The sequence below is a fragment of the Streptomyces fodineus genome (assembly GCF_001735805.1).
Taxonomy (GTDB): Bacteria; Actinomycetota; Actinomycetes; order Streptomycetales; family Streptomycetaceae; genus Streptomyces; species Streptomyces fodineus.
On the sequence record NZ_CP017248.1, the window covers coordinates 2,763,757 to 2,784,837 of the forward strand.

A 21,081-nucleotide genomic window follows, 5' to 3' on the forward strand; every position below is an offset into this window, starting at 1 on the left:
CCACTCTTCCTCTCGTCCGCAGGTCCGCGCGTCGCTGATCCGTGTCGTCCGGACAGCCCCCGCACCGCCTGCCCCAGCATTTCCGGTGTTCCTAAATCCGGTCTAACAGCCGCCGGCACCGCGGGAGCGTTGCTCGGCCGTGAAGCGCTCCAGGTCCGTCACGAGCGCGCTGGGGGTGGGCTGGGCCAGCGCCTCCTGCTGAAGCCGCTCGGCGCCCGCGCGGAAGGCGTCGTCCTCCAGCAGTCGCGTCAGACACTCCCTGATCCGCGGACCGGTGATCTCGTCCGGCGCGATCGACAGCCCGGCCCTGGTCTGCTGCAGCATGATGCGCTTGGCAGGCGCGTCGACGGCGCAGTCGACGACGAGCTGCGGAACGCCGTGCACCAGCGAGCCGTTGAAGTTTCCCGCCCCGCCGTGGTGGATCACGGCGGAGCAGGTGGGCACGATGACGTCCAAAGGGACGAAGTCCACGACCCGGGTGTTCTCCGGAACCCGGTGGAGCTGTTCGCGCGCCTCGCCCGCCAGCGTGAGGACCAGCTCGATGTCGAGGTCGGCCAGCGAGTCCAGGATCTCCTGCACCTGCGCGACCGAGACGGCCGGCAGCCCGGGCAGGGCCCATTGCCGCGACGAGATGCCGAACGTCATCAGGACGCGAGGCGCGCGGGACGCGCCATGGATCCAGGACGGTACGACGGAGCGGCCGTGGTACGGCACATAGCGCAGGGACAGCGTCCGGTCATGGGGCTCCAGGCGGTAGTCCTCCGGCGTGACATTGACCTCGAACTGGCCGGTGACCAGTTCCTCGGTGAAGTCACGCCCGTACTTCCCCGCCCATTCCGCGAACCAGTCGCGCAGCCTGTCCGGGCGTGCGCCCGCCGGTTGCCGCTCCTGCGCGCGCAGGAAGTCGCGGCGCATCCGAAGGCTCGGGTCCGGCCAGAACATCAGCCGTCCGTGAGCCGCCCCGACAGCGTCCGCGGCCACCGCTCCGGCGTAGCTCAGCGCGTCGCACAACACGAGGTCGGGCCGCCAGGAGCGGCAGTACCTCACGAGGTCGTCGACCATCTCGTCGTTCAGTATCCATGTCCGCGGCACCACGAGGGTGTCGTAGAGCCAGGTTATGTGCTCCCACGGGAGACCGTCCCGGTCCCCGTCGGTGATGTCGTACAGGGAGTCGGCCGTGAAGGGCGGGGGAATCAGCCCCTGGGCCGCGTCCTCTCCTTGGATGCGGCGGACGCGCTCTTCCACAGTCTCGTCCGAGCCGACGGACACCGCTGTCAGTCCGGCTTCCGTGATGGTGTCGAGGCATTCCGGTTCGCTGGCCACCTGTACCTCGTGGCCCGCCGACCGCAGTGCCCAGGCAAGCGGCACCATCGGGTGGATGTGCGTCTTCCACGCGATGGACACGAACAGTACGCGCACGCTCTTCACCCCCTGCCCGATGCCGTGGAACCGTTACCGGGAAGGGCCGGCCTCGGCGAGGCGGACGTCATGGCGCTCCTTCTGAGTGCTGAGGTCACGGCTGAGTCGCATGATCGGGCAACACCGGACGGTTGTCCGCGGTGAGGATGGCGTGCTGCATCTCCTGCAGTGCGCGGCCCGGCTCCAGCCCCAACTCGTCGTGGAGCGCGCGGCGGGCCCGTTGGTACACCTGCAACGCATCCGCCCGACGGTCACTGCGGTGCAGCGCCAGCATCAACTGACGGTGGAACGTCTCCCGCAGGGGGTGTTCCGTGCCGAGCCGGTACAGGTCGCTGATGAGTTCACGGTGCCTGCCCAGAGCCAGTCGCGCATCCATCAGCATCTCCATGCATTCCAGCCTGGCCTCGTTGAACCAGGTCTGGAACCCCTGAAGAATCGGTCCCCGGCACACGCCGTCGAGCAGCGGTCCCCGGCACAGGCCGAGGGCATTCTCAAAACTCCGGGTGGCCGCCTCGAACTTCCGTGAACGGTGATATTCCCGGCCCTTCCTCACGAGTTGGTCGAAGCTGCGGAGGTCGAGTTCGTCCGACCCGAGGCACAACATGTATCCGGGTGACTTGGTGAGCACCGGACCGTCTCCTCCGCCAGGGCGCTTGAGGAACTTGCGCACTTGCGAGACATAGACGTGAAGTGCTGCGGTGACGCGGCGCGGGGGTTCTTCTCCCCAGATCTCCCTGATCAGCTGATCCACGGTCACCACCTGATCGGATCTCACGAGAAGAACGGCGAGCAGGATTTCGACTTTCTGCGCCTTGATCGTCGAATAACCTTCTTCGTCTATGACACGAACTGGTCCCATGATCTCGTATCGCACGCATGAACCCCCGGTCACACTGTCTTCCGGACAGCCTTTCGTCTCCTTTTCCTTCCCACGGAACCACGCAGCGGATCACGCGGCAAGCGCCGGCCCGCGCGCCACCGTGGTTGTGCGACGGGCAACGCTCAGAGCGCTTGGCCGTCCTTCGTCCTCCTCTTCAGAGCCGGCCTCTTCGATCGGGCGAGATCCTCCCACCTGTTCGAAAGACCGGCGATGGTGCGGGCCGCGAACAATGCGCGGATGGACACCTCGAGATTCAACTCCGCCCGGATCAGACCGACCAGTCTGATCGCCCGCAGCGAATCGCCTCCGAGGTCGAAGAAATCCTCGTCGATGCCCACCCGGTTCAGTTCGAGCGCGTCGGCGAACGCCTCGGCCAGAACCCGCTCGGTGTGGTTGCGCGGTGCCCGGTACTGCCTGCCGTCGGGCTCGGGCTCCGGCAGCGACGCCCGGTCCACCCTTCCGCCGGCCGTCACCGGCAGGCGTTCCAGTACCACGAACACCGACGGCACCTTGAACTCCGGCAACCGCTCCGCGGCGAACCGGCGCAGTTCCTCGGCCGAAGTGCCGGTCCCGCCGCCGGCCGGCACCACGTAGGCCACCAGCCGCTGCTGCCCGGCGTCGTCCCTGCCGGCGACCACCACCGACCGGGCCAGCCCGGGATGCTCGCAGAGCACCTCTTCGATCTCCACCGGCTCGACCCGCACGCCGCGAATCTCTGCCTGAACGTCGGCCCGGCCGACGTATTCGAGGTGGCCATCGGTGCCCCACCGCACCCGGTCTCCGGTCCGGTACATGCGCCCGCCGACCGGACCGAACGGGCAGGGCACGAACCGCTCCGCGGTCGGCCCGGGGAGCCCGGAAAGGCCACGCGCCACGCCGGGCCCGGCCACGTACAGTTCCCCGGCCACGCCCACGGGGACCGGCGCCAGCCCCGGACCCAGCACATAGACGGCGGTGTGGTCCGTCGGCCGGCCGGCCACGCCCGCGTGGTACGCCGGTCCGTCCGCCGCCAGCCGGTGGGACGCGGCGAACGGGGTCGTTTCCGCAGGACCGTGACCGCTCACGATCGTCAACTCGGGGCAGGCCTCCCGCACCCGTCGCACCGCCGCCGCGGACACACGGTCGCCACCCGTCCACACCTCGCGCAACCCGGCGAGACACCCGGGGCGGTCTGCCGCGATCGCCGAGAACAGGTCCGCGGGCAGGAACATGAGGGAGATCTCGTTCGCCGCCCGCCATTCGGCCAGCTCATCGATGTCCAGCCCGCCCGGAGGAGCCACGACCACTCGGCCGCCGTTCAGCAAAGGCACCCACAGTTCGGGGACGAGCGCATCGGAGGTGGGCGGCGAATGCCACAGCACGGTGCCGTGGCCGCCTTCGCTCCATTGGCGATCCATGACGGACCGCTGCAGGTTCCGGTGCGTCACGGCGACTCCTGTGGCCGCACCTGCCGGTCCGGAGCCGTACGTCACGGCCAGCAGGTTGTCCCGATGCGGCGGCCGCGGAGCCCGCCCTGCCAGGTCGCTGCCGGCGTCGGCGGTGTCCGACAGGAGGTCGTCGTACCGGATCGCCGGAACGTCCGGACCGACGCAGAGCCCTTCGGCCGTCGCCGCATCGGTGAGCAGGAGGCGTACCGGCGCATCGCGCACCATCGACGTGATCCGCTGCGTCGGTGCTGCCGGGTCGACGGCCAGGTAGGCCCCGCCCGCCTTCGCCACCGCGAGCAGGGCCACGGCCAGGTTCACCGATCGCGGCATCGCCACCGCCACGACCTTCTCGGGTCCGACGTCCCGGCCTCGCAGCGCCTCTGCCAGACGGCTCGCCCGCTCGTCCAGCTCCCGGTACGAGAGCACCGCGTCACCGGCCACCACCGCGGCGGCGTCGGGCGCCCGGTCCACCTGGCGGGCGAACAGGTCCGGAACCGTCAAGTCCGGCAGCGGCGCGTCCGTGTCGTCCGGTGCCGTCAGCACCCGGTCCCGCTCGGCACCGCCGACCACGTCCAGCGCACCGACCGGTTGTGAACCGGTGGCCGTCACCGCACGGATGTACTCGATCAGCTCCTCGCCGATGAAGCGCAGTTCTGGGCGGGAGTACAGGACCGCGGGGGCGTCGAGCCGGATGAACAGGTCACTGTCGGCGCTCCCGTCTGTGTGGACAGTGATCGACAGCTCGTCGAAGGCCCCGACCGTTCCCCCGAGGTGGCGCGCCGGGTTGCCGGCGAAGTGGAGTTGCTCCGTGAACTCGACGACGTTGAGGACGGCACCGAAACTGCCGCGACCGCTCAGGACGGTCCCGCTCGCGCGCTGGATGTCCGAGTAGTGGCACGCGGTGTGACCGAAGATCTCGTACGTCTCGTCGACGATCGCGTCGGCCACCTCGGCGAAGGTCGCGTGGAGGGGAACCCTCACCCGCACCGGCACGACGTTCACCGCAAGACCGGGCGTCCGGCTCGCCGCCCCGGCCCGGTTGGCCACGGCCAGCGAGAAGAGGATCTCCGGACGGTCGCAGCGGTGCCGCAGGAACACCGCCGTGGCCGCGGCCAGCAGCGACGACATCCACACGCCCATGGACTTCGCGGTCTCGGTCCACGCGTCCGCCTCGGCACGTGGCACGGTCAGCGTTCGGCTCACCATGCCGATGGATTCGGCCAACTGCGACCAGCGGTCGGCGCTGCCCATCGGCTCCGACAGCGCGGACCGCGTCTCCTCGGGCAGGACGACACGCGGAATCTGGGCGGGTGCCGGGGCGTCCGCCAGGTAGGTGCGCCAGAACTCCGTGTCATCGGCGAACGCCCGGGAGGCGCGGTACTCCGCCGCCTCGGCCGCGAACGACCCGGCATCCCACGGGTGCGGCAGGTCCGGTACCTGCGAGCCGCGCATCAACGCCGTGTACACCTCGGCAACGCGCCGCGACAGCAGGCCTGCTGCGCCGTACCCGTCCGACACGAGGTGGTGGTAGGCGATCACCACGAGAGAGCGGGCCGCCGCAAGTCTGACCACGCCCAGCCGGAGCAGCAGATCGCGCTCAAGATCGAACGGCTGCCCCACCAGATCGGCCAGCGCCTCGCGGGCCGCCTGCTCGGGATCGGCCGCCTCGCTGAAATCCATGAAGAACGGCCGCCAGTCCCCCAATTGCCGGGGCACCTGCTGGAGTTCACCGTCTTCCTCGGTGAAGGTGACGGTCAGTACGTCCGCCTCACCCAGCACGTGACGGAATGCGGATTCCATGACCGCCACGTCCAGCTCACCGTCGACGTCCCACATGAACAGCGCATGGTTCAGCGTTTCGGGAGACATTCTCTGCGCCAGCCACAAACCTTGTTGTGCGGACGACGCACCGAGCGAACGCACACGGATCAACTCCTCAGCGAACTAGCCCAGAAACCGGAGGAATTCGTAGATCAATCGCACCTTCACAGGTGTGGATCGGCCCGGTCAAGACAACGCGGGTGCCGGGGCCGGGCGAGCCGCTGAAAACCCCCGCGGTGTCCTGGCGACGGGACGTCCCACGGGGCCGGACAGCGCCCGGAGGGCGGTGGGCTCACCGCGGATCGCCGCCGGCCAGCGAGGACATGATGTGCCGGGCGATCAGTCTCGGCGACGGATGCCGCAACACCAGATTCGCCCTCAGCTTGAGCCCGGTCGACACGGCCAGGCGTTTGCTCAGCTCCACCGACAACAGCGAGTCGAATCCTATGGCCTTGAACTCCTGGTCGGGGTCGATGGTCTCGCCGGAGGGGTGTCCGAGCACGACGGCGACCTTCTCCAGGACGTGGTCCAGGACGACTGCCTCCGCTTCCCCGTCGGGGAGCGCGGCGATCCGGTCCGACAGAGGCCCGAGGTGGTCATCGTCCACGGGTAGCCCGGTCGCGGGCGCCTCCACCGCCACCGCCGTGTGGGAGGAGTTCAACCAGTACCGCCGCCGCTGGAAGGCGTACGTCGGCAGGTCCACCCTCCGACGCGCTCCGAACACCGCGTCCCAGTCCACCAGGCCGCCGCGGACATGCAGTTGGGCCAGGGAGCCGAGCACGGCCTCCACCTCGCCGCGGTCCCGCCGCGCGGATGACAGGACGAGCGCGTCGTCCACCTCCTCGACCATCTCCTGCACCGGGACCGTCAGAACGGGGTGCGGACTCATCTCGATGAACACCCGGAAACCGTCCTCGACCAACTGCCGGACGGAGGGTTCGAAGAGGACCTTCTCGCGCAGGTTGTCGTACCAGTAGGCGCCGTTCAGCTCCGCCGTGTCGATGGTTCTGCCGTACAGGGTCGAATAGAAGGGCAACGCCGACGTTTTCGGGCGCACGCCGGACAGCGGACCGATCACCTGGTCGCGGACGCGGGTCACCTGGGGGGAATGGGAGGCGTAATCAACCGATACCCGCCGGGCCTGAGCGCCCTCGGCCTTCATCTTCTCGACGAATTCGTCGAGCGCGTCCGGTTCCCCGGACACCACCACCGAATGGGGTCCGTTGACCACGGCGATGCTCACCCGGTCGTGCCACGGCCCCAGACGCGCCGCCACGAAATCCGCGGACTCGGCGACCGACGCCATGCCGCCGTGACCGATCAGGTCCACCAGCGCTCTGCTGCGCAGCGCCACGATCCTGGCGGCGTCCCGCAGCGACAGCGCACCGCACACATGGGCGCCGGCCATCTCGCCCTGGCTGTGCCCCACCACGGCGGCCGGCGCCACGCCCCAGGACCGCCACAGTGCGGCCATGGACACCATGACCGAGAACAGCACCGGCTGAACCACGTCCACCCGGTCCAGTGAGGGCGCGCCCTCCACGCCGCGCACCACGTCGAGCAGCGGCCAGTCGACCCATTCGGCCAACGCGGCCGCGCAGTCGTCGAGACTGCGGGCGAAGACGGGGAAGGCGTCGTACAACTGCTGCCCCATGCCGGCCCATTGCGAGCCCTGCCCGGGGAACACGAAGACCACGCCGCCGAGGTCCCCGGCGACACCGCGTACGACCCGGGCGGACTCCGCGCCGTCGCTCAACGCCGTCAAGCCGCTCAGCAACTCGTCCCGGCCGCGGCCCAGCACCACGGCACGGTGGTCGAAGCGCGACCGGCTCGACACCAGCGACCAACCGACGTCGGCGACGTCCAGGCCCGGTTCGGCGTGGGCGAAGTCGCGCAGCCGGGCCGCCTGCCGGGCCAGGGCCGCCGCGTTCCTGCCGGACACCACCCACGGCACCAGCCCGTCGGCGACGGCCGGGCCCGGACCGCGCTCGTCCGTCGGCTGCGCCGGTGCCTCTTCCAGGATCACGTGGGCATTGGTGCCGCTGATCCCGAACGACGACACGCCCGCCCGCCGCGGACCGTCCGCCCGGGGCCATCCACGCCCCTCCACCAGCAGTTCGACCGCGCCGGAGGACCAGTCCACGTGCCGTGAGGGCACCTGCACGTGCAGAGTCTTCGGCAGGAACCCGTGGCGCATGGCCAGCACCGCCTTGATGACCCCGGCGACCCCGGCGGCGGCCTGGGCGTGCCCGATGTTCGACTTCATGGACCCCAGCCGGAGCGGCCTGCCCCCGGCCCGTCCCTGTCCGTAGGTCGCCAGCAGAGCACCTGCCTCGATGGGGTCGCCGAGCGCGGTTCCGGTGCCGTGGGCCTCGACCAGGTCCACCTCCCGGGCATCGACGCCCGCGTTGGCCAGCGCCTGCCGGATCACCTTCTCCTGGGCGAGGCCGTTGGGAGCGGCCAGCCCGTTGCTGGCGCCGTCCTGGTTCACCGCGGAACCGCGTACGACGGCCAGCACGGGGTGGCCGTCGCGGCGGGCGTCGGACAGCCGCTCGAGGAGCAGCACGCCCACCCCCTCGGCCCAGCCGGTCCCGTCGGCCGAGTCCGCGAAGGACTTGCACCGGCCGTCGGCCGACAGACCGCGCTGCCGGGAGAACTCCACGAAGATCGCGGGCGTAGACATCACCGACACCCCGCCCGCCAGCGCGAGCGAGCACTCCCCCGAGCGCAGCGACTGCACCGCCAGGTGCAGGGCCACCAGCGACGACGAGCACGCCGTGTCCACGGTCACCGCCGGCCCGGTCAGACCCAGTTCGTACGCCACCCGGCCGGAGGCGACGCTCGGCGCACTGCCGTGCAACAGGTACCCCTCCAGCTCGTTCCTGGTCCCTTCGAGGAAGCGTGAGCCGTACTCGGAGGAGCTCACCCCGGCGAAGACTCCGATGTCGGCCCCGCGCACACCGGCGGGAACGATGCCGGCGCGCTCGAAGACCTCCCACGACGTCTCCAGCAGCAGGCGCTGCTGCGGGTCGATCGCCAGCGCCTCACGCGGACTGATACCGAAGAAGTCCGCGTCGAAGTCGGCCGCGTCCGTCAGGAACCCGCCGTGCCGCACATACGAGCCGCCGACGGTCTCGGGGTCCGGGTCGTACACGTCCCGCCATCCGCGGTCCGCCGGGAACTCGTCCACGACGTCCAGGCCGCCGCGGAGCACCTCCCACAGGTCCTCGGGCGAGGACACACCTCCCGGGTAGCGGCACGCCATGGCCACCAGGGCGATCGGCTCGCCGCGGCCGGCTTTCAGGGCGTCGTTCTCCTGCCGCAGACGGTCGCGCTCCTCGATCAGTGTGCGCAGCGCCCGCTCGACCCGGGCCGCGCCGTCCGCCGTGCGGTCCGCGGAGTCGCTCATGTCACTTGCCCCTCTCGTCCAGCGCCAGGTCGACCAGTGCTTCCAGGTTCATGGCCGCCAGTTCCTCCCCATCGGTGACCGCGTCCGGCACCTGCCCGCCGGTGTCCGGCCCGGCCGGGTCGGCGCAGGCCAGCACGAGGTCCAGGACGCCCGCGCTGCGCAGCCTGTCGATCGGGACGTTGCGCAGCACGCGCCGGATCTCCTCGTCCTCGGCCGGGCTCGCGCTCGGCGCCGGGCGCAGTCGGCCGAGCAGGTGTCCGCCCAGCTCGCGTGGGGTCGGGTAGCTGAAGACGAGGGTGGACGGCAGCCGCAGCCCGGCCGCGGACGCCAGGCGGTTGCAGAGTTCGACCGAGGTCAGCGAGTCGAACCCGAGCTGTGTGAACGCCTGGTCGGCGTCGACGGCCGCGCCGGACGGGTGTCCGAGCACGACGGCGACCTGCTCGCGGACCCAGTCCAGTACGACCGCCCCGGCCTCGCTCTCCGGCAGGCCGGCCAGGCCCTGAGGGCCACTGTCCCTGGTCGTGCCCGTCCGGTTCCGGCGTGGGCGGCGGCCGTCCACGAGGTCGCGCAGGAGGAGCGGCAGCTCGTCGCCGGACTTGTTCCGCAACGCGGAGAGGTCCAACCGCGCCGGTATGAGCACGGCCCTGTCGCTCGCGCACGCCGAGTCGAACAGGGCCAGTGCCTCTGGTGTCGGCATCTCCGCGACACCCAGCCTGCGTACCCGGGCGAGGTCGGCCTCGTCCAGGTCCGCGGTCATGCCGCTGTGCTCCTGCCACCAGCCCCAGCACAGCGATGTGCCGGCCAGGCCGGACGCCCTGCGCTGCGCCGCCAGAGCGTCCAGGAAACTGTTCGCCGCCGCGTAGTTGGCCTGTCCCGCGGTGCCGAGCACGCCCGCGAGGGCGGAGAACAGGATGAACGCCGAGAGGGTGTGTCCGCTGGTCAGCTCGTGCAGGTTGACCGCCCCGCCGGCCTTGGCCCGCAACACGCGGTCGAGGCTCTCCGCGGTCAGCGACTCGACGGTGCCGTCCGCCAGCACACCCGCCGCGTGCACGACCGCGGTCAGCGGATACCCGGGGGGCATGTCCGCGAGCAGGGCCGCCACGGCAGCCCGGTCCGCGACATCGCACTGCACGACCCTGACGAGCGCGCCCGCCCCCGCCAGCTCCGAGGCCAGCTCGGCGGCCCCGTCGGCCGCCATGCCCCGGCGGCTGGCCAGCACCAGGCTGCGCACACCGTGTTCGGCGACGAGGTGCCGCGCCACCAGCGCGCCCACCGTGCCGGTCCCGCCGGTGACCAGCACGGTCCCGCCGCCGAAGCCGTCCCCCATCTCGAGGACCAGCTTGCCGGTGTGACGGCCCCGGCTCATCTCGCGGAACGCCGTACGTGCGTCGCGGATGTTGCGGACGGAGACCGGCAGCGGGCGCAGCCTCCCCGCGGCGAACAACTCCATCACGGCGCCGAACATCTCGTGGATCGTGTCCGGGCCCACCTCGTAGAGGTCGAAGGCCCGGTAGTCGACTCCGGGGTGATCGGCTGCCACCTGCCGGGGATCGCGGATGTCCGTCTTCCCCATCTCGATGAAACTCCCACCTTCGGGGAGCAGTGCCAGCGAGGCGTCGACAAACGTGTGCGCGAGGGAGTTCAGGACGACATCCACACCGCGGCCGCCGGAGGAATCCAGGAACTTCTCCGCGAACCGCAGATCCCGTGACGACGCAAGGTGCTCGTCGTCCAGTCCGAGGCCGCGCAGGGTGGGCCACTTGGCCGGGCTCGCGGTGGCGTACGTCTCGGCACCGACGTGCTTCGCCAGTTGGACGGCGGCCATCCCGACACCGCTTGCCGCGGCGTGGATGAGGATCCGTTGCCCCTTCTCGAGCTTCTTCAGGTGGAAGAGCGCGTAGTAGGCGGTGAGGTAGGCGCCCGGCACGGACGCCGCCTCGGCGTAGCTCCACCCGTCGGGGATGGGCATGAGCATCCGCTGATCGGCCACGGCCACGCGGCCGAAGGCTCCGGAGAAGATGCCCGTCACCCGGTCACCGGGTGCGAGACCGCTGACGTCGTCCGCCACCTCCAGCACGGTTCCGGCTCCCTCGCTGCCGAGCCCGTCGTCGATGGCCGTCCTCTCCACCAGCCCCAGGGCGATCGTCACGTCCCGGAAGTTGAGCCCCGCGGCGTGCACGGAGATGCGGACCTGACCGCTGGTCAGGGGCGCCTCCACCTCGGGGCAGGGAATCCATGTCAGGTTCTCCAGCGTCCCCCTGCGCACGATGCCCAGCCGGTGCGCGCCGGCCGCCGGCGGCTCGGTCCGGTGGTTCGCCGGTGGGACCGGCGTCATCCGGGGGCCGAGGAACGCGCCGCGCCGCACGGCCAGTTGGTCCTCGCCGAGGCCGAGCGCGTCCGGCAGGCGGGCCCAGGAGGTCTCCTCGTCGTCGAGGTCCACCAGCCGGAACCTGCCGGGGTGCTCCGTCTGAGCGGACCGGATCAGGCCCCACACGGACGCGCCGGGGAGGCTCCCGACGCTCTCCTCGCCATCGGTGGCGACAGCCAGACGGGTGAGGACCACCAGGGTGGACCCGGCGAGAGAGTCCTCGGCGAGGAACCACTGGACCTGTTCCAGCACGCGTGCGTCCGTGGCGAGCAGATCGGAGCCGGCGCCGGTGACGTCGTCCAGGCAGAGGACGAGGTGCCGGGGTGCGTCCCCCCCGAGGACGTCGTCCACGGACTCGTGGAGCACGGCACCCGCGTGGGAAAGCCGGGAGGCCGAACCGTCCTTCGCACCGACGACGGCCCACTGTCCGTCGAGGGTCTCCCCCGCGCTCCGCCGGAGGGGCCGCCATGCCAGTTCGAACAGCGACTGCCCGTGCCCGCCGCGCGCGGGGCGCAGGTGCTCAGGGCTCGCCGGCCGGAACGTCAACGCCCCGATGTGAGCGATCGCGCGGCCGTGCTCGTCGGCGACCGCCACCGACACGGCGGCGTCGCCGGCCGGGGAGACCCGGATCCGCACGGTCGGGCCGCACTCGCCCGCCAGGTCCACCCCGGACCACGAGAAGGGCATCCAGCCCCGGTCGCCCGTGACCTCGATGACACCACCGGCCACCACCGCGTGCAGCACGGAGTCCATCAGGGCCGGATGCAGGGCGAATCCGGCACCGGCCGATCCGTCGGCGGTGGTCGGCACCGTGGCCGTGGCGAAGAGGTCGTCACCGCGCTGCCACGCTTCGCGCAGCCCGCGGAAGGCCGGACCGTAGTCGAAACCCGCGTCCGCGAAGGTGTCGTACAGACCATCGATGTCGAGCCGCTGCGCCCCGGCCGGTGGCCATACGGCGAGGGAGCGCGCGTCATCGGTCCTGGTGGCGGCCGGTGTCGTGCCCGGTCCCAGGCTCCCTGCGGCGTGCCGCGTCCAGCCGCCGGCCGTTCGGTCGTCCTCACCGGGGCGCGCGTACACCTCCAGGGACCGGCGTCCCGTCCCGTCCTGCGCCGTGACGACGATCCGCACCTGCACGTCGCCCGAGTCGGGGAGGACCAGGGGGACCTCCAGGGAGAGTTCCTCGACCGCCGGGCACCCGACGAATTGGCCCGCCCACAGCGCCAGGTCCAGGTACACCGTCGCCGGTACGACGACCGCGCCGAAGACGGTGTGGTCGACCAGCCAGTCGTGGGTCCGCAGGGACCACAGACCGGTGAGGACCACCTCGTCGGTGCCGGGGTGGTCCACCGCGGCGCCCAGCAACGGGTGCCCGGGAGCCGAAAGACCGGCCGAGGCCACGTCCGGCCCGCTCATGTCCGCCAGGAAGTCCAGCCAGTACCGCTGCCGCTGGAACGCGTACGTCGGAAGGTCCACCCGCCGACGCGGCTCGAACAGGGCGTCCCAGTCCACGGCAGCGCCCCGGACGTGCAGGTGGGCCAGTGATCCGACCAGCGTCTCCACCGCGCCCCGGCCCCGCCGCGACGACGACAGGACCACCGCGTCGTCCACGCCCTCGGCGGCGAAGGCCTCCTTGGTGATGCTCGTGAGGGCCGAGCCGGGGCCCAGTTCGAGGAAGACGTTCGCACCAGCCGTACGGGCGTGCTCCACGGCGTCGTGGAAGCGAACGGGTTCGCGGATGTGCCGCACCCAGTGCGCAACGGACGTCAGTTCCTGGAGCGAGGCTGCACGGCCCAGCCTCGTCGAGACGACCGGGATCGCCATGCGGCCCGCGGGGAGCTCGCCGATCGAGGCCGCGAACTCGTCCAGGACCGGGTCCATGAGCGGGGAGTGGAAGGCGTGGTCGACGTCGAGGAGTTTCGCCGGTGTGCCGCGGGAGACGAGCCGTTCCCGGAGGTCGAGGAGCTCCTCGCGGACGCCCGAGACCACGACCGACTCCGGGCCGTTGACGGCGGCGACGCCGGTGCGGTCGTACGGACCGAGCAGGGCGCTCACTTCGCTTTCCGAGGCTCGTACCGACAGCATTCCGCCCCGCTGGGCCGCCTGCATGACCCGACCGCGCGCGGCCACCAGCCGTGCCGCGGCGGCCAGGTCCAGGGCTCCGGACACGTGAGCGGCGGCGATCTCGCCGATGGAGTGGCCGATCAGGTGGCCCGGCTGCCCGCAGAACGTCACCATGAGCCGGTACCGGCTGACCTCCAGCGCGAACAGCGCCGGCTGCGCGATGTCGGTCCGGCCCGCTCCGCCCTCCACGGGTGCGTCGGCGAGGAGCAGGGGCATGAGGGCGTAGGGAAGGTGTGCGTCGAAGTGTTCGCAGACCTCGTCGAGGGTGCGCGCGAAGACGGGGAAGGAGTCGTACAACTGGCGTGTGGTCCCTGCCCATTGCGTGCCCTGTCCGGGGAACATGAAGGCGGCGCCGCCGACGTCACCGACGACACCCCGTACCACCCCGGCACACTCGGTGCCGTCGCTCAACGACGTGAGTCCGCACAGCAGTTCGTCCCGGTCATGCCCGAGCACCACCGCGCGGTGCTCGAACCGCGACCTGCTCGACACCAGCGACCAACCGATGTCGGCGGCGTCCGCATCGGGATGCGCCACGGCGAAATCGCGCAGCTTCTCCGCCTGCGCCCGCAGCGCGCCCCGCGACCGCGCCGACACGACCCACGGCACCGGCCCGGACGGTCGACCGACGGCGTCGGGCACCGTCTCCTCCTCGGGCGCCTCCTCCAGGATCAGGTGCGCGTTGGTGCCACTGGCCCCGAAGGCGGACACGCCCGCCCGTCGGCGCCGTCCCGGCACGCTCGGCCACTTCATCGTCCCGGTCAGCAGCTCGACCGCCCCGGCCGACCAGTCCACCTGCGTCGTCGGCCGGTCCACGTGCAGCGTCTTGGGCATCGTCCGGTGGCGCATCGCCATGATCATCTTGATGATCCCGCCGACGCCCGCGGCCGCCTGTGTATGCCCGATGTTCGACTTCAGCGACCCCAGCCACAGCGGGCGGTCGGGATCGCGGCCCTGCCCGTAGGTGGCCAGCAGCGCCTGCGCCTCGATCGGATCGCCCAGCGTCGTACCGGTCCCGTGGGCCTCCACCACGTCCACGTCGCCCGCCCGGACCCGCGCGTTGGACAGCGCCGCCCGGATCACCCGTTGCTGTGACGGCCCGCTCGGCGCGGTCATCCCGTTGGACGCCCCGTCCTGGTTGATCGCCGAGCCCCGGATCAGCGCCCAGACACGGCGCCCGTGGCGCCGCGCGTCCGACAGCCGCTCCAGGACCAGGACTCCGGCGCCTTCGGAGAAGCCGGTGCCGTCGGCCGCGTCGGCGAACGCCTTGCACCGGCCGTCCGCCGCCAGGCCCCGCTGCCGCGACATCTCGCGGAGCACCTGTGTCGTCGCCATGACGGTGACGCCGCCGGCCAGGGCCAGCGCGCACTCGCCCTGCCGCAGCGACCGCACCGCCTGGTGCACCGCCACCAGCGAGGACGAGCACGCGGTGTCGGTCGACACCGCCGGGCCCTCCAGGCCCAGCGCGTACGCCACGCGCCCGGACGCCATGCTCAGCAGGGAACCGGTCTGTCCGTAGCCCGAGATGCTCTCCGGGGTGAAGAAGTGGTTCCCGTAACCGAAGTACGCCAGACCGGCGAAGACGCCGGTGTCGCTGCCGCGCAGGGTGTGCGGGTCGATGCCGGCTCGTTCCAGGGACTCCCACGAGGTCTCGAGGAGCAACCGCTGCTGCGGGTCGGCGGCCAGCGCTTCTCGTGGGTTGATCCCGAAGAAGTCCGCGTCGAAGTCACCCGCGTCGTACAGGAACCCGCCGGAGCGCGTGTAGCAGGTGCCCGGCCGGTCCGGATCCGGGTCGTACAGGGCCTGAAGGTCCCAGCCGCGGTCCCCCGGGAAGTCCGACACCACGTCCCGGCCCGCCCGCACCAGCTCCCACAACTCCTCCGGGGTCGCCACGCCTCCCGGGAAGCGGCAGGCGACACCCACGATCGCGATGGGCTCGGCAGCGGCCTCTGTCAGCTCCTTCAGGCGTCGGCGCGTCTCGATCAGTTCGATCGATGTCCGCTTCAGGTAGTCGAGAACATCGGCGTTGTCGTCGTTGGTCATCGCTCTCCCCGGGCGAGCTCTTCGTCCAGCAGCGAGAGAAGCTCGCCGGCTGATGCCGCACTGATCCGGCCGGCGATGCCGTCCGGTGAACCCTCGCCCGCCTTCGGACGGACTCGGCCCGGCAACTCGCCGAGCAGCGTGGCGATGAGGGTCTTCTCCTCCTCGGCGAGACCGGCGGCGGTGTCCTCCAGCCGAGCGCCCAGCTCTTCGATCTCCTTGGTCAGGCGGTCGGCCGGGGATTGCGGGTCGTCGCCGGAGCCCGGGTGCAGGCCCGCGTTCAGGAACTGGGCGAGGGCGCTCGCATTCGGGTGGTCGAACGCCAGCGTGGCGGGCAGCTTCAGGCCGGTCGCCGTCGCGAGCTTGTTCCGCAACTCCAGCGCCATGAGGGAGTCGATCCCGAGATCCTTGAACGCCATGGTGGAACCGATCCGCCCGGTGTCGGAGTGGCCGAGGACGATCGCGGTCTGCGCCCGGACGGCATCGAGCAGCACGGCCTCGGCGTCGGCCCGCGGCAGCGACCTGACCTGCTGCGCGATCCCTGCGTCGGTGACCGGCCGGCTCCCCGGTCCGGTGGGAGTCCCGGTCAGGCCGCGCAACAGCGGGGATCCCACCGGGTCGGCCCCCGGCGCTCCCGGTGCCGGGAGGTTCAGACGCGCCGGCACCAGCACCGGCGTCTTGTCCCGGGAGATCGCCGCGTCGAAGAGCGCGAGCCCCTCGTGCGACGACATCGGCTGTACGCCCTGCCGTCGCAGGCGCGCGATGTCCGCCTCGCCGAGGTCGGCGCCCAGTTCGCTGCGCTGTGCCCAGTAGCCCCAGCACAACGAGCTGGCCGCCAGTCCCTCGGCGTGGCGGGCCTCCGCCAGCCCGTTGAGGAACGCGTTGGCCGCCGCGTAGTTGGCCTGCCCCGCTGTCCCGAGCACACTCGCGACCGAGGAGAACAGCACGAAGGCGGTCAGGTCCAGATGCCTGGTCAGCTCGTGCAGGTGCCAGGCGCCGTGCGCCTTCGGCGCCAGCACCGCGTCCACGCGGTCCTCGGTCAGCGCCTCGACGACCCCGTCGTCCAGCGCCGCCGCGCAGTGGATCACCGCCGTCAGCGGGTGCTCGCCGGGCACCGCGGCGATCAGTTCGGCGACGGAGCGGCGGTCCGAGACATCGCAGGCGACGATCTCGACGCGGGCGCCGGCCGTGGTCAGCTCCTCCCGCAGCCCCGCCGCCGCCGGAGCCGCCGGCCCCCGCCTGCTTGCCAGGACCAGCCGGCGCGCGCCGTGCCGCTCCACGAGGTGCCGGGCCAGCATCGCCCCGAGGCCGCTGGTGCCTCCCGTGATCAGTACCGTCCCGGAGTCCAGACGGGGCACGCGCCCCGCCGGGCCGGGCCACTTGTGGGCGTGCGTCAGTCGCGGGACGGTCATGGCGCCGGCCCGGATCCTGAGCTGGGGTTCTCCGGTTCCGGCCGCCGCTGGGACACAGGCCCACGAAGCGACGTGGTCGTCCGTGTCCACGAGCACGAACCGGTCCGGGTTCTCGGTCTGCGCGGTGCGCACGAATCCCCAGACCGCAGCTGCCGCGGGGTCGGTGCGGGGGTCCTCGCCGTCGTGGACCGCCTCGCGCGTCACGACGACCAGCCGTGAACCGGAGAACCGGTCGTCGGCGAGCCAGTCCTGCGTCCACCGCAGTACACGATGGAGGTGCCGCTCGACGACCGCGGGTGTGTCGTCGCCCCCGCCCGCCCGGTCGGTCCAGGCGACGACGACCGGCGGTATCTCCTGGCCGGAGGCGGCGAGTTCCCGGAGGTCGGCGAAGACCGCTGTGTCCCGGGCGAGGGCTGCGGTGACCTCGTCGGGCGCGCCCACCACCACGTGCCGGCCCGCGGCTGCCCCGGACGGGAACGGGAGCGGGGTCCAGTCCACCCGGAACAGCGAGTCCTGCCGGTCGAAGCTCATCTCGGTCAACTGCCCGACGTCCGCGGGCCGCAGGGACAGCGATGCGACACCGCCGACCGGTGCACCGTCCTGATCCGCCACGGCCACGGACAGCGCGTTCTCCCCCACGGGCGCGAGCCGGACGCGCAGCTCGGTCGGCCGGGCGGAGTTCAGGCGGATCCCCGTCCAGCGGTGCGGCAGCCATCCTTCGGGCCGGGAGTCGTCGACGAAGCGTCCCAGGCCGATCGGAACCAACGCGGCGTGGAGGGACGCCGGGTGGATCCGGAACCCGTCCGGAGCCGCGCCGCCGAGCGCGGTCGGTTCCACCTCCGCGAACAGGACGTCGTCGCGGCGCCACACCTTCTTCAGGCCTTGTACGAGTGGACCGTGGCCGAAGCCGATGGCGGCGAGTGCGGCGTACGCGTCCTCGACGGGCACGTCGGCCGCGCCTGTCGGAGGCCACGCGACGAGGTCTTCCTCCCGATGGGCTCCTGAGGTGCCGGGCCCGACGGCCCCGACGGCGTTCCGTGTCCACTCGGGTTCGCCCTCGGCCCGTGAGTGCACGCTGAACATCCGCTTGCCGTCGACGACGACGCGGATCTCGCGGTCGGCCGTTCGGGAGAGCACCAGCGGTGTCTCCAGCGTGAGTTCGTCGACGACGTCGCAGCCCACCCGGTGCGCCGCCCACGCCGCCATCTCGGCCAGCACCGTTCCCGGAACCAGCAGGGCGCCGTGGACCACGTGATCGGCGAGCCACGGGTGGCGCTCCGGCGACAGGCGCCCGCTGCCCACCACTCCACCGTGCTCGCCGTCCTCGGGCAGATCGATCACAGCGTCGAGCAGCGGGTGGTCCGACGTGCTGCCGGCGGTGGTTTCGCCGGGGGTGCGCAGCCAGTACCGCTGCCGCTGGAAGGCGTACGTGGGCAACTCGACCCAGTGGCCCTCCTGGTCCCGGAACGCCGCTTCCCACGACACCGGGACGCCCGCCACGAAGGCCTCGGCCGCCGACCGGTACAACCGCGCCGGCCCGCCGTCGCCGCGGCGCAGCGTACCCACCACCACGCCACCGGTGCCGGGGGTGGTCTCGAGCATCTCCTGGATGTTGATCGTGAGCAGCGGGTGCGGGCTGACCTCGATGACGGCGCCCTGCTCCCGGTCGAGGAGGCGTCGCATCGTGGCTTCGAACCGGACCGGTTCACGCAGGTTGCGGAACCAGTAGGCCGCGTCCAGCTCCGCGGTGTCGACCGGGCCACCGGTCACCGTCGAGTAGAACGCCACCGGCGAGGGCACGGGTGCGAGCCCGGCCAGCTCGTGCAGGAGCCGGTCCTCGAACTGGTCCATCAGCGGTGAGTGGCCGGGAACGCTCGCCGGGATCCACCGCGCGCGCACGCCGTCGGTTTCGCAGGCCGCGACCAGCTCCCTGACCGCCGAGGCCTCGCCCGAGACCGTCGTCGAGTTCGGTCCGTTGACCCCGGCGACCGCGATCCGGGCCCCCCACCGCGCCATCAGCTCCCGCACCCGGTGCTCGGGCAGCAGGATCCCCGCCATGCCACCGTGCCCGGCGGTACTGGCCAGCAGCCGGGACCGCAGGGCCACGATCCTGGCCGCGTCCGGCAGCGTCAGGGCGCCCGCGACGCAGGCCGCGGCGATCTCGCCCTGGGAGTGACCGATCACCGCATCGGGGGTCACCCCCAGCGAAGCCCACACCCGGGCCAGTGACACCATCACCGCGAACAGCACCGGCTGGACGACGTCCACCCGGTCCAGGTCCGCCGCCTCCGGCCCCCCGCAGACGGTGTCGATCAACGACCAGGACAGCCACGGCGCCAGCGCCTGCTCGCACGCGCGCAGCTGCTCGGCGAAGACCGGGGACGACTCCCACAGCTCCCGCCCCATCCCCGCCCACTGCGACCCCTGGCCCGGGAACACGAACACCGTCCTGTCCGCCGGCCGCGCCACGCCGGAGACCACGCCGGCGGAGCTGCCCGCGTCCCCCCGGGCAGCGGCGGCCAGGCCGGCGAGCAGCTCGTCCCGGTCCGCACCGATCACCACCTGGCGGTGCTCGAACAGGGAACGCGTCGTCACCAGCGAACGCCCCACCGCGGCGATGGGCAGGGCCGCGTCCGCGGCCACGCTCTCCCCCAGCCGCAGCGCCTGTTCCCGCAGCGCCTGCGCCGACCGCCCCGACAGCACCCACGGCACCACTGCGGGGGCGCCGGCAAACGTCTGATCGGTGGCGGGGCCCCCGGCCGGACGCGCCACGGCGTCCTCCCGCTCGGGCGCCTCCTCCAGGATGAGATGCGCGTTCGTGCCGCTGACTCCGAAGGACGACACCCCGGCGCGCCGGGGCCGCCCCGGTGCGCTCGGCCACTCCCTCGCGTCGACCAGCAGCTCCACCGCCCCCGACGACCAGTCCACGTGCGTGGTCGGGCGGTCCACGTGCAGCGTCCTGGGCAACACTCCGTGGCGCATCGCCATGATCATCTTGATCATTCCGCCGACACCCGCAGCCGCCTGTGTGTGGCCGATGTTCGACTTCAGCGACCCCAGCCAGAGCGGGCTGCCGGGATCCCGGTCCTGCCCGTAGGTGGCCAGCAGCGCCTCCGCCTCGATGGGGTCGCCGAGCCTCGTGCCGGTGCCGTGCGCCTCCACCGCGTCCACCTCGCCGGGCGACAGCCCGGCATCGGCCAGGGCCGCCCGTATGACCCGCCGCTGGGCCGGCTCGCTGGGCGCGGTCAAGCCGTTGGACGCCCCGTCCTGGTTGATCGCCGAACCCCTGATCACCGCCCAGATCCGACGCCCGTGACGTCGCGCCTCCGACAGCCGCTCCAGCACCAGCACACCCGCGCCCTCGCCCCAGCCGGTTCCGTCGGCCGCCTCCGCGAACGACTTGCACCGCCCGTCGACCGACAGACCCCGCTGTCGGGCGAGCTCCACGAACAGCGCCGGAGTCGGCAGCACCGACACCCCACCGGCCAGCGCCAACCCGCACTCACCGGAACGCAGGGACCGCACGGCCTGGTGGACGGCGACCAGCGAGGAGGAGCACGCGGTGTCCACCGACACCGCGGGACCGGCCAGACCCAGCACGTAGGCGACCCGGCCCGAGGCGACGCTGGTGTACGTCCCGGTGATGCCGAAACCCTCCACCTCGGCGGCTGCCCCGCCGCCCATCCGCGGGCCGTAGTCGACCCCGTAGATCCCGGTGAACACCCCGGTCTGCGAACCCCGCAACCGGTCAGGGTCGATACCCGCCCGTTCCAGCGCTTCCCACGACGTCTCCAGCATCAGCCGCTGCTGCGGATCCATCGCCAGCGCCTCGCGCGGGCTGATCCCGAAGAATGCCGCGTCGAAGTCCGCGAGGCCGGACAGGAACCCGCCCGACCGCGTGTACGTCTTCCCGCGCGCCTCGGGATCCGGGTCGTACAGCGCCTCCACGTCCCACCCGCGGTCGCGCGGGAAGTCGGCCATCGCGTCCACCCCGTCGGACACGACTGCCCACAGCCCTTCGGGCGACGTCACCCCACCCGGGAAGCGACACCCCACACCCACGACTGCGACGGGTTCGCGAGCGGACTCCTCCAGCTCGCGCACCCGCTCGCGCAGGGACTGCGCATCGCCGACGGCGCGTCGCAAGTAGGACCGGAGCTTGTCGACATCCTCCACCAGGGCCT

At 71.9% G+C, this 21,081-nt stretch carries 6 protein-coding genes; all 6 read right to left on the minus strand.

What is annotated here, in order from left to right:
• Nucleotides 1-102: 102 nt before the first annotated feature.
• Nucleotides 103-1,419 carry an activator-dependent family glycosyltransferase gene (locus tag BFF78_RS11235; protein ID WP_069778185.1) on the minus strand — a complete coding sequence of 439 codons (1,317 nt, stop codon included), beginning with the start codon at nucleotides 1,417-1,419 and terminating at the stop codon, nucleotides 103-105.
• A gap of 94 nt (nucleotides 1,420-1,513) precedes the next feature.
• Entirely contained in the window at nucleotides 1,514-2,293 is a 780-nt protein-coding gene (locus BFF78_RS11240; RefSeq protein ID WP_069778186.1) for an AfsR/SARP family transcriptional regulator, read from the minus strand.
• A 128-nt stretch (nucleotides 2,294-2,421) separates the two neighbouring features.
• A complete protein-coding gene (locus BFF78_RS11245) occupies nucleotides 2,422-5,649 on the minus strand; it encodes a non-ribosomal peptide synthetase (protein ID WP_227025810.1) in 3,228 nt (1,075 codons plus the stop codon).
• Nucleotides 5,650-5,839: 190 nt separating this feature from the next.
• Nucleotides 5,840-8,956 carry a type I polyketide synthase gene (locus BFF78_RS11250; RefSeq protein ID WP_069778187.1) on the minus strand — a complete coding sequence of 1,039 codons (3,117 nt, stop codon included), beginning with the start codon at nucleotides 8,954-8,956 and terminating at the stop codon, nucleotides 5,840-5,842.
• A 1-nt stretch (nucleotide 8,957) separates the two neighbouring features.
• Nucleotides 8,958-15,488 carry a type I polyketide synthase gene (locus tag BFF78_RS11255; protein ID WP_069778188.1) on the minus strand — a complete coding sequence of 2,177 codons (6,531 nt, stop codon included), beginning with the start codon at nucleotides 15,486-15,488 and terminating at the stop codon, nucleotides 8,958-8,960.
• Nucleotides 15,485-21,073 carry a type I polyketide synthase gene (locus BFF78_RS11260; RefSeq protein WP_227025811.1) on the minus strand — a complete coding sequence of 1,863 codons (5,589 nt, stop codon included), beginning with the start codon at nucleotides 21,071-21,073 and terminating at the stop codon, nucleotides 15,485-15,487. The genes BFF78_RS11255 and BFF78_RS11260 overlap by 4 nt, the downstream gene beginning before the upstream one ends.
• Nucleotides 21,074-21,081 lie beyond the last annotated feature (8 nt).